The following is a 13552-nucleotide window of genomic DNA, read 5'->3' as shown; positions in this document are numbered from 1 at the left end:
GCACCACGGCGGGTGAGGAAGGCCCCTCCCGAGCACCGTGCGTCGCGCGCCGTGCCGGGGAGGGGCGTTCTTCGTGCCGGCCCGCCACGGTTCGTGCCGTCGGGCACCGGCAGCAGGGCGCAGAGGCGGGCAGGGCGGGTGTCAGACCCCTGGTGGATGATCCGGCCATGCTGATCGCGACCAACGAGCGTGGCCATGTGGTGAAACGCCCGTCCACGCCGGCTGTCGGGACGATGCTGGCCAACCTTGGACGGGGGAACGCCTACCTGATCCTGGATCGGGTCGAGGAGGAACAACCCGGTAGCTGGTACATCCAGGTCCTGCTGCGTGACAACAACAGCTACCAGCTCGAATACCGGGACGGGTCCCCTCAGCTGCACTTCTGGACGCGGACGATCTCCCAGGAGAAGGTCCTCGCGGCGCTCCTCGGCTGGGCGGGAGGGAAGCCGGACTGGCGGGAGGGCTTCATGTGGAAAAGCATCGCCGAGCTGTTCGACGCCTCCTGCGAGACGCCGCGGCCGTCCGTCGTACCGCGGCCCTCCGGGGCGACGGAGTCGCCCTGACCGGTGCCCCGACCCGACGGCGTGGTGGGAGGCCGGCGCCTGGGGGGTGGGGTGCGGATCACACCGATCTGGGGGGCTTGTGTCTTTTCCGCCCCTGACAGGCTAGGTAAGGTAAGGGTTACCTCAGTCCCCTTGCTTCCTGGAACGGCGGTGGCCCGTGTACGTGTGCTCCTGCTTCGGTATCACCGAAGAGCAGGTCAGGCAGCACGCCGACGCCGGCCGGTGCACCCCGCGACAGATCGCCTCCGCCTGCAAGGCGGGGACGGACTGCGGGTCGTGCGTCCGCCGCATCCAGGCCCTGCTGGGCCGCGGCAACCCGTGCGTGACCCGGGCCCGGCTCGGCACCGACGAGCCCGCCGTGCCGGAGACGCCGAAGCCGGCCCCTGTGCCGGCCGGGGTCGTGGGCGACGCCAGGACCGGGGCGCCCGCGCGCGTGCCGGCCGTCGCCGAGGCCGCGTCCGTCGCCGAGGCCGCGTCCGAGGTCGGGGTCGGTTCTGGGCGCGAGGCCGAGGCCGAGGTCGAGGTCGCGTCGGAGGCCGAGGTCGAGGCGTCCGTGGCCGCCGTTCCGGCTCGGGGTGTGGACAGGGTGGAGGCGGAAGAGGCCGAGCGGCTGGTCAGCTGTCGGGCTGCTTGACGACCTGCGCCAGGTAGAGCGGCTCGCCGAGCTTCGCCACCAGGTCCAGCTGGGTCTCCAGGTAGTCGACGTGGTGCTCCTCGTCCTTGAGGATCGACTCGAAGAGCTTCGCCGAGGTGACGTCCCCCTTGGCCCGCATCACGTCGATGCCCCGGCGCAGCCGGTCCACCGCCTCGACCTCCACCGCCTTGTCGGCCTCGAACATCTCGGTGACGGTCTGGCCGACCCGCACGTGGAAGAGGCGCTGGTAGTTCGGCAGGCCCTCCAGGAAGAGGATGCGGTCGGTCAGGATCTCCGCGTGCCGCATCTCGTCGAAGGACTCCGCGCGGGTGTACGCGGCGAGCTTCAGCCAGCCGAAGTTCTCCTGCATCTTGGCGTGCAGGAAGTACTGGTTGATCGCGGTCAGCTCGGCGGTCAGCTGTTCGTTGAGGAACTCGATGACCTCGGGGTCGCCCTGCATGGCAGCGCCGTCCTTCCCGTCGCGGCTGCGGATGTCGCCCGCATCCTCGCACTACCGGACGGTTCGATCCAGTAAGTGCGCACTTACTCCGTGTGGTGGCATATGTCCGCCCGCTGGCCGGGAGTGCGGTCACCGGGCCAGTTGCCTGGCCGGTCACCGGGCCGGCCGTCGGGTCTGCCGCTGAGGCTGGTCGAAAGGGCTGGTCGCAGGGGGTGGACGGGTGTGGTCGGGAGCACCGCGCGGGGTCTGCGACCATGGAGGCATGGGTCGGTCGGAGCGTCGGGAAGGGGAGCTTCCGCCGGGGCAGCGGCTCCAGCGGGGCTGGCCGGTCACGCACTACGGACCCGTGCCGCGCTTCCGGCCCGAACGCTGGGACTTCCGGGTCTTCGGCGCCACCGCCGACGGCGGCTGGACCGGCTGGAACCACGAGGAGTTCTCGGCGCTGCCCTTCGCCACCGTGGTCGCCGACTTCCACTGCGTCACCCGGTTCAGCATGCGGGACGTGGAGTGGGGCGGGGTCCCGGCGGCGACCATAGCCAAGCTCGCGCCGCCCGCGGACGGGGTCACCCACGTCATGGTCTGGGCGGAGTACGGCTACTCCGCGAACGTGACCATGGAGGACTTCCTCGACGGCCGGACGATCTTCGCCAGCCACGAGGGCGGCCGCCAGCTCACCGCCGAACACGGCTTCCCGGTCCGCCTGATCGTGCCGCAGCTGTACGCGTGGAAGGGCCCCAAGTGGGTGCGCGGCATCGAGTACATGACCTCCGACCGGCGCGGCTTCTGGGAGGAGCGCGGCTACCACAACGGCGGCGACCCGTGGTCCGAGCAGCGCTACTCCTACCAGGAGTCCCCCGGGGACGGTCCCTGACCGGCCCGTACCAGTGCCGCGAGCGGGGCAAACCTGCCCGGACAGGGCCTAGGCGGACCAGGCGGACGGGGTGCGCAGCGAGCGCAGCAGGTCCGTGTCGGCGGCGTGGCCGGAGCCGTCCGCCGGGCTCGGGGTCTCCACCACGAACGGCACGCCCGCCGTCGCCGGATGGGCGAGCAGGGCGCGGAACGGCTCGGCGCCGATCCGCCCGGCGCCCACGTTCTCGTGCCGGTCCAGGTGCGAACCGCACCCCGCCTTCGAGTCGTTGGCGTGCACCAGGCGCACCCGTCCGGGGCCGGCCGCGTCCTCGATCCGCGCGAACAGGTCGGCCACGCCGTCCGGCGCCGTCAGATCGTGCCCAGCCGCGAAGAGGTGGCAGGTGTCCAGGCACAGCCCCACCTTCGGATGCCGGTCCAGCGCGTCCAGGTAGGGCCCCAGGTCCTCGGCGAGCGAGCACAGCGACGCGCCCTGGCCGGCGGTCGGCTCCAGCAGCAGCCAGGGCGCGTCGTCCGGCGCCAGCTCCTCCAGCAGCGGGCGTACCCGCTCCCGCACCTGCGCCAGCGCCTCCCGCCGGGGCCGGCCCCCGGTCGCCGAGCCGGTGTGGACGACGACGCCGAGCGCGCCGATCCGCCGGCCGCGCCGCAGCGCGTGCCGCATCGACGCCACCGACAGGTCGGCCGTCGCCTCGGTGTGCGAGCCGAAGTTGATGAGGTAGGGCGCGTGCACGTAGGCGGGCGTGCCGGTCTCGGCGCAGTAGGCGCGGAAGGCGTCGTCCTGCGCGGGGTCGCCCGGCCCGGTGGCCCAGCCGCGCGGGTTGGAGACGAACACCTGCACCGCCTCGGCGGCTATCCGGTCGGCGTACGCGGTCCCCTTGGCGGCGAGCCCGCCGGCCACCGGCACGTGCGCGCCGATCGGGTTGCGGGCCCGGGCCGCCGCGGCGGCCTCGGCCGAGGGCACGGCGCCGCCCGACGGGGACGAGGCCGCGGCGGTGCGGGACGGGGGTGGGGGCGGACAGGACGGCACGGCCCGGTCAGTCCACCCACAGCGTGATGGTGGTGCCCTTGGGCTTCTGCGCGCCGCCGCCCGGGCTCTGGCTGAACACCGAGCCGCCGAAGAAGAGGTCGATCGCCCGGACCTTGAAGCCGGCGGCCTCCAGGACCTTCTTGGCGTCGCCCTCCTTCTTGCCCGTCACGTCCGGCACCTCGAACAGCTGCGGGCCCCTGGAGACACTGATCGTCACGGAGTCGCCCGCGCCCGCCCGCGCGCCGGAGCCCGGCGACTCCAGCGCCACCTTGTCCTTGCCGACGTCGTCGGAGTAGACCTTGCCCGGCGCCAGCACCACCTTCAGCCCGGCGTCCTCCAGCTTCTGCTGGGCGTCGGCCACCGAGTCGCCGACCACGTCGGGCACGTCCACCTCCCGGCCCCGGGACACGGCCAGGTCCACGGCGGCGCCCGGCCTGCTCTCCACGGCACCCTTGGGGTCGGTGGAGACGACGCTGCCGCGCGGCACGCTGTCGCTGAAGACCTCGGTGACCTTGCCGGGGGTGAGCCCGGCGGCCTTGATCTCCTGGCGGGCCGTGGCCAGGGTGCGGCCGCGCACGTCCGGCACCCGGGCCTGGCGCGGCCCCTCGGACACGGTCAGGGTGACCGTGCCGTGGTCGCCGACCCGGTGGCCCGGGGCCGGGTCGGTGGAGATGACGCTGCCGCGCGGCACCGTCAGCGAGTAGTCCTGCCGCACCCGGATGTCCAGGCCGGCCTGCTCCAGCTTCTGCCGCGCGGTGGCCTGCGGCAGCGCCAGGACACCGGGGACGGTGGTGTACCGGCCGTCGGCCAGGTACCAGACGCCGACACCGCCGCCGATCAGCACCACCAGCGCCACCAGGAGCACGATCAGGCCGCCGCGCGGGGCCCGGCCGCCGCCGGGCGCCGGCTCCGGCGGCTCGGCGCCGCCCGTGCCCTCGCCGGCCGTCGCCTGGGAGGCGTGGGGGCCGTCCGCCGCGCCGTACAGGGGCGGTGTCGCCAGCAGCCGGGTGGCGTTCTCGCCGTCGTGCGCGGCGGTCGGCGGCACCGGCTGGCGGTCGGCGGCGACGGCCGCGGCCGCCCCGGCCAGGGCCGGGGGCACGCTGACCACCCGGGTCGGGTCCTCCGAGCCGGCGGCCGGCGGCGCGTACGCCGTGCCCGCGCCGGGCGCGGCGAGCCGGGCCCGCAGCGCCCGGACCTCGGCGAGCAGCGCCGCCGCGTCGGCCGGGCGGTCCGCCTGCCGCCGCGCGGCGGCCCGCGCCACCAGCGCGTCCAGCTCCGGCGGCAGCCCCGGCACGGCGGCCGACGGGGCCGGCACGTCCTCGTTGACGTGCTGGAACATCACCTTCGCCGGGGTGTCCCCGGAGTACGGCTTGCGGCCGGTCAGCAGCTCGTAGAGGACCACCCCGCACGCGTACACGTCGGTCCGCTGGTCCACCTCGCCGGCCGCGATCTGCTCCGGCGCCAGGTACGACACGGTGCCCAGCACCCGGCCGGCCGAGACGCTGGTGCGGTGGCCGACCGTGCGGACCAGGCCGAAGTCGGCGACCTTCACCCGGTCGGCGTAGGCCGCGCCGCCGCCCGCCACGGGGCCGGGGGCGCCGGCGGTGGTGCCGATCAGCACGTTCTCGGGCTTCATGTCGCGGTGCACCAGGCCCGCCCGGTGCGCGGCGCCCAAGGCGGCCAGCACCGGCTCCAGCAGGTCCAGCGCCTCGGCCGGCGGCAGCGACCCGCGCTGGCGCAGTACGTCCCGCAGTGTGCAGCCGGCCACGTACTCCATCGCGAGGTACACGTAGGGACCGTCGGCGCCCTGGTCGTAGACGGCGACCACGTTGGGGTGGGCCAGCCGGGCGACCGCCTTGGCCTCGCGGATGAACCGCTCCACGAAGGCCGCGTCCTCGGCCAGCGACGGGTGCATGACCTTCAGGGCGAGCACGCGGTCGAGGCGGGTGTCGACGGCGCGGTAGACCGTCGCCATCCCCCCGTCGGCGATCCGGTCCTCGACCCGGTACCGCCCGTCGAGCGTCCGTCCGACCAGCTCGTCCCGCACACTGCTGTCCACGGCGAACGATTCTACGAGGCCGGGAGGGCCGGACGGCCGGGCCTGCCCGGACTGTGCCCCACCCGTGGCGTTCCGGAACCCGTTCGTGACATCGGCATTCACCGCCCAGCCGGGTCTGGTGGGGCGGTGTGCCGGGCGCCGAACACCGCGGCAGGCGCCGGTCCGGGCGGGGCCCCGCGCCGTACCGTCGGGGCGCTTCGGGGCGCTTCGGGGCGCTTGAGGGCGCTCGGGGCGCGTCGGCGCGTCAGAACGCCGGGCGCTCCGGGTCCCCGAGCGGGTCCAGCGCCGCCAGGCCTTCGGCGGGGGAGGAGGCCAGCGCGTGGTGCCGCCGGGGGACCCGGCCCGCCCGGTGGGCCAGCCGGCCGGCCACCACCGCGTGCCGCATCGCCGCCGCCATCAGCACCGGGTGCTGCGCGCGGGTGACGGCGGTGGCCAGCATGACCCCCGCACAGCCCAGCTCCATCGCCAGCGCCGCGTCCGAGGCGGTGCCCGCGCCCGCGTCCAGGATCACCGGGACCCCGGCCCGCTCCACGATCAGCTGGAAGTTGTGCGGGTTGCGGATGCCCAGCCCGGAACCGATCGGGGAACCCAGCGGCATCACCGCCGCGCACCCCACGTCCTCCAGCTTCCGCGCCAGCACCGGGTCGTCGCTGGTGTACGGCAGCACCGTGAAGCCGTCGTCCACCAGCGTCTCGGCGGCGTCCAGCAGCTCCACCGGGTCCGGCAGCAGCGTGCGCTCGTCCGCCACGACCTCCAGCTTCACCCAGTCGGTGCCCAGCGCCTCCCGGGCCAGCCGGGCGGTGAGCACCGCCTCGCCCGCGGTGAAGCACCCCGCGGTGTTGGGCAGCACCCGGATGCCGTGCCGGGCCAGCACCGACAGCACCGACCCCTGCACGCCCGGGTCCAGGCGGCGCATCGCCACCGTCGTCAGCTCGGTGCCCGAGGCCAGCAGGGCCCGCTCCAGCACGTCCAGGCTGGGCGCGCCGCCGGTGCCCATGATCAGCCGGGAGCCGAGAACGGCGTCCCCGATCCGCAGCGGGTCCGCGCCGGCGGCGACGCCCGTGCGGTCCGTGCGGTCCGTGCGGTCCGGGCCGCCCGGCGTTCCCGGCCCGTGCCCCGTCCCCGGCGCGTCCGCCGTCTCCGGCGCGCCTGAGGTGCCTGTTGCGGTGGTCATCGGTCAACCCCCCTGTACAGCGGTCAGGATCTCCACCCGGTCGCCGTCGCGCAGCGGTGTCGCCGCCCAGCGGGAGCGCGGGACGACGGCCTCGTTGACGGCTGCGGCGATGCCGGGCGCGGCCGGACCGGAGGGCCCGGCGGGGCCGGCGGGGCCTTCGCGGAGCGGCTGTTCGGCCCGCGCGGACTGCCGGGACGGGGCCGGCTTCGGCACGGCCGCGACCAGAGCCACCAGGGAGTCCAGGGCGACGGGGGCGGCCAGGGATCGCTGTTCGCCGTTGACGCGCACGGTGATCACCGCCGGGGCGCCGTCCGTGGTCCGTTCCGCCGTCATGCCCGCCGCTCCTCGGTCCGCCGCTCCGGTCGTCCCGCCGACGCCGGTACTGCCTGGACGGGGTCCGTCGCGTCGCCCGGGGCCGTCGCGTGAACCGGACCCGTCCCGTCGTGCCCGCCGCCGTCGAACCGGTCCGCGGCGAACGGGAGCGCGTACGGCGGCAGCCCGTCGCCGGCCAGCGCCCGCGCCATCGCGTCACCGGTGACCGGGGTGAGCAGCACCCCGTTGCGGTGGTGGCCGGTGGCGAACAGCAGGCCCTCCAGCGGGGTCGGGCCCAGCAGCGGGCCGTTGTCGGGGGAGCCGGGGCGCAGGCCCGCCAGCGTCTCGGTGAGCGGGAGTTCGGTGATGCCGGGCAGCAGGTCGTGGGCGTCGCGCAGCAGTTGGTAGACCCCGCCGGCGGTCACCTCGGTGTCCCAGCCGGTCTCCTCGGTAGTGGCGCCCAGCACCAGCTCGCCGTTCTCGCGCGGCACCAGGTAGACATCGCTGCCGCGGACCACCGCCCGCACCGTGCGGGACAGGAACGGCGGGCTCAGCGGCGGCATCCGCAGCCGCAGGATCTGGCCCTTCACCGGCCGCACCGGCGGCCGCGCCTCCGGCGGCAGGCCCTCGACCAGGCCGCTGCGGCTGCCCGCGGCCAGCACCGTGCGGCCGGCCGACACCCGCCCGCCGCCGTCCAGGTCGGCGCCCGTCACCCGGTCGCCCGCGCACCGCAGCCGGACCGCCCGGCGGCGGACGAACTCCACCCCGGCCAGCTCCGCGGCCCGCAGCAGCGCCGCGGCCAGCCGCCGCGGGTCGACCTGGTGGTCGCCCTCCACCCGCAGGCCGCCGCGCACCCCCGGCGCCAGCAGCGGCTCCAGGCGGCGGCACTCGCGCCCGGTGAGCCACTCGGACTCCAGGCCCAGCGACTCCTGGAAGGCGTGCAGGTCGCGCAGTTGGGACCGGTCGTCGGCGTCCAGCGCCACCGCGAGGGTGCCGCAGGCGCGGTAGCCGGTGTCCAGACCGGTCGCCTGCGCCAGCTCCGCCACGAAGTCCGGGTAGCGGGCGGCCGAGGCGAGGTTCAGGTCGAGCAGCGCCCGCTCGCCGTAGTGGAGTTCGGTGACGGGCGCCAGCATGCCGGCCGCGACCCGCGCGGCGCCCCCGCCCGGCGCCGGATCGGCCACCAGCGTGCGCCAGCCGCGCTGGGCCGACCGCCAGGCCGTCACCAGCCCGATCAGGCCGCCGCCCACCACCAGAACGTCGGCGGTCAGGTCCGCGGCGCGGTCCGCCGCCCGCTCTTCCGCCCGCTCTTCGGCCCTGGCGTCGGACTGCCCGGGGACGCGGCATGGCGGCGCGGCGGCGGACGGGCGCGGATGCGGCCCGGTGGGGACGGACGTCTGAGGGCGTGGATGCTCGCGCACGGCCACGGCTGCTCCCTTCGCCGGCATGACCCGGATCAGGTTCGTACGGTCGGCGGCCGGCCAGCCGCCCTCTCAGCCCGGTCGTCCGGGCTCCCGCGTGTTCGCTGCCGCTCACCCTACCCCGCCGCCGCGGCCGCCCCGGGGCTCCGGCCCCGGCTGTGGACAACCGCCGCGCGGGGTGCGCCGGGCCGGGGAGGCGCCGCCGCGCGCGGACGGCGAACCGTTACGGTTGCCGACGTGAGCGAGCGTCACGCGGTGATCGTCGGGGCCGGGATGGCCGGAGTGCGGACAGCCGTCGAGCTGCGGGAGCAGGGCTGGCCCGGGCGGATCACCCTTCTGGGTGAGGAGCCGCACCCGCCCTACGACCGGCCCCCGCTGTCCAAGGCCCTGCTGCTGGGCCCCGAGGGCGGCCTCCCGCCGGAGGTGCGCCTGGACGTCGACTTCGCCACCCTCGACGTGGAGCTGCGGCTGGGCGTGCGGGCGTTGGCGCTGCACCCGGGCGAGCACCGGCTGGCCACCGACGGCGGCACCGTCGGCTACGACCAGCTGGTGCTGGCCACCGGCGCCCACGCCGCGACGCTGCCCGGCACCGCCGGCCTGCCCGGCGTCCACCTGCTGCGCACCCTGGACGACGCGGCGGCGCTGCGCCCGCTGCTGGACCGCCGGGAGCGGGTCGTGGTGGTCGGGGCCGGCTGGATCGGCGCCGAGTTCGCCACCGCCGCCCGCCAGGCCGGCTGCGAGGTGACCGTCGTGGAGGCCGCGGAGCGGCCGCTCGCGGGCGTGCTGCCCGCCTCCGTGACCGGCCGGATGGCCGCCTGGTACGCGGAGGCCGGCGTCGAACTGCGCACCGGCACCGCCGTGGCCGCCGTGGAACAGGGGGCCGTGCTCCTCGCCGACGGCACCCGGCTGGCCGCCACCGGCGTCGTCGTCGGGGTGGGCGCCCGTCCCGCCACCGGCTGGCTGGCCGGCTCCGGGGTGGAGCTCGACGAGCGGGGCGCCGTCCTCGCCGACGACCGGCTGCGCACCACCGCGGCCGACGTCAGCGCCGTCGGCGACTGCGCCTCCTTCCCCTCGGCCCGCTACGGGCGGCGGCTGCTCGTCCACCACTGGGACAACGCGACGCAGGGCCCGCGCACCGCCGCCGCCAACCTGCTCGGCGGCGACGAGGCGTACGACCCGGTGCCGTACTTCTGGTCCGAGCAGTTCGGGCGGTTCGTCCAGTACGCGGGCTTCCACACCGACGAGGACGCCATGGTGGTGCGCGGCGACCCGGACGGGCCCGCGTGGTCGGTGCTGTGGCTGCGGCAGGGGGCGCTGGTGGCGCTGCTCGCGGTCGGGCGGCCCCGCGACATGGCCCAGGGCCGCAAGCTCATCGCCCGTTCGGCGCAGCCCGACCCGGTGCTCGCGGCCGATCCGGCGGTGCCGCTGAAAGCGGCGGCGGACGGCGCCCGCTGAGGCCCCGGCGGCCGGGTCGGAGGCGTTCGGGCGCCGTGGGGGAGGCGGCCGCGCCGCCCGGTCGGCGCAGCCCCGCAGCGCGGACCGCGCCCAGGTGGCACCCTTGTCGCGTGACTGTTTTCACGTCGATTGACGTACACATCGACTCGCTCGTCCCCTCCTGGCTCAACCTGCCCGAGGTCGCGGAGCGACTCGACCTCGAAGTAACGCGTATCCGGCCGCTGATCAAGGAAGGCCAGCTGGTCGCGATCCGCCGCGGGGAGAACAAGGTGCTCATGGTCCCGGCCGACTTCATCGGCGACGGGAAGATCGTCAAGGGCCTGCCCGGCACCCTCACCCTGCTGAAGGACGACGGCTTCACCGACGAAGAGATCCTGGAGTGGCTCTTCACCCCCGACCCCACCCTCCCCGGCACCCCCGCCCAGGCGCTGCGGGAGAATCGCGGGACCGAGGTGAAGCGCCGCGCCCAGGCGCTCGCCGTGTAGCCCCGCGCCCCTGCGGCCGCCGGCCCCCTGACGGCGGCCGGCGGCCGCCGAGCGCCCCGAACCACCGGAGCGACGGATGACCGCCCCAGCCGACCCGGCCGCCACACCCGCGCCCGCCACTCCCCGTGGGGCCGCGGCCTCGGGGGAGCGGGCCGGCTCCGCCGCACTCCGCGACCGGCTCGCCGCGGCCCGGCTCTACCTGTGCACCGACGCCCGCTCGGGCCCCGGCGACCTCGCCCGGTTCGCCGACGCCGCCCTGGCCGGCGGGGTGGACGTGATCCAGCTGCGGGACAAGCGGATCGAGGCCGCCGAGGAGCTGGCCGCTCTGGCCGTCCTCGCCGAGGCGTGCCGCCGGCACGGGAAGCTGCTGGCCGCCAACGACCGGGCCGACATCGCCCACGCGGCCGGCACCGACGTCCTTCACCTCGGGCAGGGCGACCTCCCGGTGCCCGCCGCCCGCGCCCTGCTCGGCCCGGACGTCCTGATCGGGCGCTCCTGCCACAGCACCGCCGAGGTGGACGCCGCCGCCGTCCAGCCCGGCGCCGACTACTTCTGCACCGGCCCGGTGTGGCCCACCCCCACCAAGCCCGGCCGGCCCGCCCCGGGCTCGACCTGGTCCGGTACGCCGCCGCGCTGGCCCCCGCCCGGCCCTGGTTCGCCATCGGCGGCATCGACGCGGACACCGTCGGCGAGGTGCTGGACGCCGGGGCCCGGCGGATCGTGGTCGTCCGCGCCGTCACCCAGGCCGACGACCCCCGCCTCGCGGCGGCCGCCCTGGCCCGCGCCGTCCGCTCCCGCGACTGACGGCCGCCCGCCCGGACCCCGCCCGCCCGGACCCCGCCCGTCCGAACCCCGCCCGGGCGGTCCGGCGGGTACGCCTCCGGCCTCTCCGCGGCCGGGCGGCCGGTCCGCGCACCCCCTGCGGCCGCCCGCACACGGCCGATCCGTGCGGGTCCGCCACGGGGCCGTACGGATGGTCCGCACGATCACTCCGCCCGGATGCGGACGAAGCAGGCGCCGAGGAGGGGCGGCGGGCGGTTGTCCACAGACGCGATGACGCTCGGTGGCCGAGCACCGTTAGCCTTCATGCATGGCCCTGGGCACTTCATCCACGCGCACCGACCGTGCGGTCACCATCCGTGAGCTGCTCGCGTCCGGTCGGAGGTCGTACTCCTTCGAGTTCGCCGCCCCCCGGACCGAGAAGGGCGAGCAGACGCTGTGGCGCGCGATCCGGCAGATCGAGGCCGTGCGCCCGACGTTCGTCTCGGTCACGTACGGCGCCGGCGGCTCCTCCCGGGACGGCACGGTCCGTGCCACCGACCGCATCGTCTCGGACACCACGCTCACCCCGTGCGCGCACCTGACCGCCGTCAACCACTCGGTCGCCGAGCTGCGCAACATCATCGGCCAGTACGCCGACGCCGGTATCCGCAACATACTGGCGGTGCGCGGCGACCCGCCGGGTGACCCGATGGGCGAGTGGGTGCCGCACCCGGAGGGCCTCACCTACGCGGCCGAGCTGGTGCGGCTGATCAAGGAGTCGGGAGACTTCTGCGTCGGGGTGGCCGCGTTCACCGAGATGCACCCGCGCTCCACCGATTGGGAGGAGGACACCCGCCACTTCCTCGACAAGTGCCGGGCCGGCGCCGACTTCGCGATCACCCAGATGTTCTTCGACGCCGACGCCTACCTGCGGCTGCGCGACCGGGTCGACCGCGCCGGCTGCACGGTGCCGATCATCCCCGAGGTCATGCCGGTCACCAACGTGCGGCAGATCGAGCGCTTCTCCCAGCTGGGCAACGCGCCCTTCCCGCCCGAACTGGCCGAGCGCATCCTCGCCGTGCAGGACGACCCCGCCGCCGTGCGGGCGATCGGCATAGAGTTCACCACCGAGATGTGCCGCCGACTCATGGCCGAGGACATCCCGGGGCTCCACTTCATTACTCTTAACCACTCCACCGCGTCGCTGGAGATCTACCAGAACCTCGGGCTCGCACCGGCGGACGGCGTGACCCCCCCTAGGTGAGGAAGTGGGCACATGGGTTACTCGGTGCTCTACATCGCGTTCGGCATCGTCGCACTGTGGCTGCTCAGCGAAGTGCTGCTGCAGCACAAGGCCAGACTGCGGTGGCGGGTGCTGGCCTTCGCCGGGTTCCTCGGCGTGGTGGCCGGCGTCTACCAGCGCAGCGTCCCGCTGATCCTGGCCGGCGCGGTGGGCTTCGGGGCCGGCCAGACCTGCGTGACCCTCTCCTACAGGCGCGGCTTCGCCGCCGGGTGGGCGATAGGCGGTCGGTTCGGCGTCGACCTGCGGCGCCGGGCCGGCGCCAAGCCCCCGGCCCCGCCGGCGCTGGCCGTGAGCCAGGTCGAGCCGGAGCCGGACGGGTTCGAGACCGTCCCGGCACCGGTCGGCCCGGCCGCCGACGAGGTCGCCTCGGCCGGGGTCCGCGGCATCTACCGGCCGGTGCCCATGCTGGACGACAGCGGCGAATTCCCGCTGTACGACGGCCAGTCCACGTACACACCCGACCCGTACACCAGCGGCGGCTACGAGGGCTACGGCGCGCAGGGCTACGGCTGGTCCGGCGGCTACGGCCAGGGCGCGGAGCAGCCGGCCGCCGCCGCGCCGCAGCACGGGCAGCAGAGCGCCTGGGAGCGGCAGGGCTACGGCGGCTACCCGCAGCAGGAGGCCGCCGCCGGGTACGACGCCACGGGCGCCCCCGACGGCTACGGCACGTCCTACGGGTACGGCTACGGCGGCGAGGCCGGCCAGGGACAGGACGGCGGCGGCTGGCAGCAGGAGCAGCACGGCCAGGCGTACGGCGGCCAGCAGGAGCCGCACGGCCAGGGGTACGGCGGCCAGCAGGACCAGAGCGGCCAGGCATACGGCGGCCAGCAGGCCGACCCGTACGCGGCCCCGTACGGCTACCCGCAGCAGCAGTACGGGCGGCAGGAGCAGCAGCCCTACATCCCGCAGCAGCCGCAGCAGTCCCCGTACGAGCAGACCCCGGCGGGCGAGCGGTCCGAGTACGCCGACCCGTACGACCCGTACCGCTACTGACGCCGCCGCCGAGCACCCGCCCGGCGTGAGCCGGGCCGCG

Annotated in this window: 12 protein-coding genes and 2 pseudogenes; 8 read left to right on the top strand and 6 right to left on the bottom strand. The window is 75.7% G+C overall.

Annotated features, from left to right (window positions below):
• Window positions 1-167: 167 nt before the first annotated feature.
• The gene (locus BS72_RS03045; protein WP_198545741.1) at window positions 168-563 is read left to right on the top strand and encodes a hypothetical protein; all 396 of its coding nucleotides are present in this window, start codon (window positions 168-170) and stop codon (window positions 561-563) included.
• Between the two features lie 157 nt (window positions 564-720).
• Window positions 721-886, top strand: a pseudogene (locus tag BS72_RS03040) ((2Fe-2S)-binding protein); the annotation flags it as partial.
• 291 nt (window positions 887-1177) lie between these two features.
• On the opposite strand, the gene bfr reads toward BS72_RS03040, so the two are convergent.
• Window positions 1178-1657 carry a bacterioferritin gene (bfr, locus tag BS72_RS03035; protein ID WP_037906146.1) on the bottom strand — a complete coding sequence of 160 codons (480 nt, stop codon included), beginning with the start codon at window positions 1655-1657 and terminating at the stop codon, window positions 1178-1180.
• 262 nt (window positions 1658-1919) lie between these two features.
• On the opposite strand from bfr, the gene BS72_RS03030 reads away from it, so the two are divergent.
• Window positions 1920-2528 (top strand): molybdopterin-dependent oxidoreductase, encoded by a 609-nt coding sequence (locus BS72_RS03030; RefSeq protein ID WP_037906144.1) that lies wholly within the window; start codon window positions 1920-1922, stop codon window positions 2526-2528.
• Window positions 2529-2576: 48 nt separating this feature from the next.
• Here the strand turns inward: BS72_RS03030 and BS72_RS03025 are convergent, their stop codons facing one another.
• From BS72_RS03025 to thiO, 5 genes are all read right to left on the bottom strand, one after another.
• On the bottom strand, window positions 2577-3485 hold the full coding sequence (locus tag BS72_RS03025; RefSeq protein ID WP_037907410.1) for a deoxyribonuclease IV: 909 nt from the start codon (window positions 3483-3485) through the stop codon (window positions 2577-2579).
• Between the two features lie 73 nt (window positions 3486-3558).
• Entirely contained in the window at window positions 3559-5610 is a 2052-nt protein-coding gene (gene pknB, locus BS72_RS03020; protein WP_063835950.1) for a Stk1 family PASTA domain-containing Ser/Thr kinase, read from the bottom strand.
• Window positions 5611-5854: 244 nt separating this feature from the next.
• A complete protein-coding gene (locus BS72_RS03015; RefSeq protein WP_265736769.1) occupies window positions 5855-6784 on the bottom strand; it encodes a thiazole synthase in 930 nt (309 codons plus the stop codon).
• 3 nt (window positions 6785-6787) lie between these two features.
• Complete coding sequence (gene thiS / locus BS72_RS33035) at window positions 6788-7117, bottom strand: sulfur carrier protein ThiS (protein WP_063835949.1); 330 nt, start codon at window positions 7115-7117, stop codon at window positions 6788-6790.
• Window positions 7114-8364, bottom strand: a complete 1251-nt coding sequence (thiO, locus tag BS72_RS03005; RefSeq protein ID WP_232792242.1) for a glycine oxidase ThiO — start codon at window positions 8362-8364, stop codon at window positions 7114-7116. Before thiO ends, thiS begins: the two co-directional genes overlap by 4 nt.
• A 423-nt stretch (window positions 8365-8787) precedes the next feature.
• Between thiO and BS72_RS03000 the strand changes: the two genes are divergently transcribed.
• From BS72_RS03000 to BS72_RS02980, 5 genes and pseudogenes are all read left to right on the top strand, one after another.
• A complete protein-coding gene (locus tag BS72_RS03000) occupies window positions 8788-9969 on the top strand; it encodes an NAD(P)/FAD-dependent oxidoreductase (RefSeq protein WP_051950728.1) in 1182 nt (393 codons plus the stop codon).
• Between the two features lie 110 nt (window positions 9970-10079).
• A complete protein-coding gene (locus BS72_RS02995) occupies window positions 10080-10454 on the top strand; it encodes an Rv2175c family DNA-binding protein (RefSeq protein ID WP_037906141.1) in 375 nt (124 codons plus the stop codon).
• 76 nt (window positions 10455-10530) lie between these two features.
• A pseudogene (gene thiE / locus BS72_RS02990) lies at window positions 10531-11258 on the top strand (thiamine phosphate synthase).
• Window positions 11259-11544: 286 nt separating this feature from the next.
• Window positions 11545-12480 (top strand): methylenetetrahydrofolate reductase [NAD(P)H], encoded by a 936-nt coding sequence (gene metF, locus BS72_RS02985; RefSeq protein WP_037906139.1) that lies wholly within the window; start codon window positions 11545-11547, stop codon window positions 12478-12480.
• A gap of 12 nt (window positions 12481-12492) precedes the next feature.
• A complete protein-coding gene (locus BS72_RS02980; protein WP_037906137.1) occupies window positions 12493-13512 on the top strand; it encodes a hypothetical protein in 1020 nt (339 codons plus the stop codon).
• Window positions 13513-13552: the final 40 nt, after the last annotated feature.

Source organism: Actinacidiphila yeochonensis CN732, assembly GCF_000745345.1.
Lineage (GTDB): Bacteria > Actinomycetota > Actinomycetes > Streptomycetales > Streptomycetaceae > Actinacidiphila > Actinacidiphila yeochonensis.
This window is presented reverse-complemented; position numbering and strand designations above follow the sequence as displayed.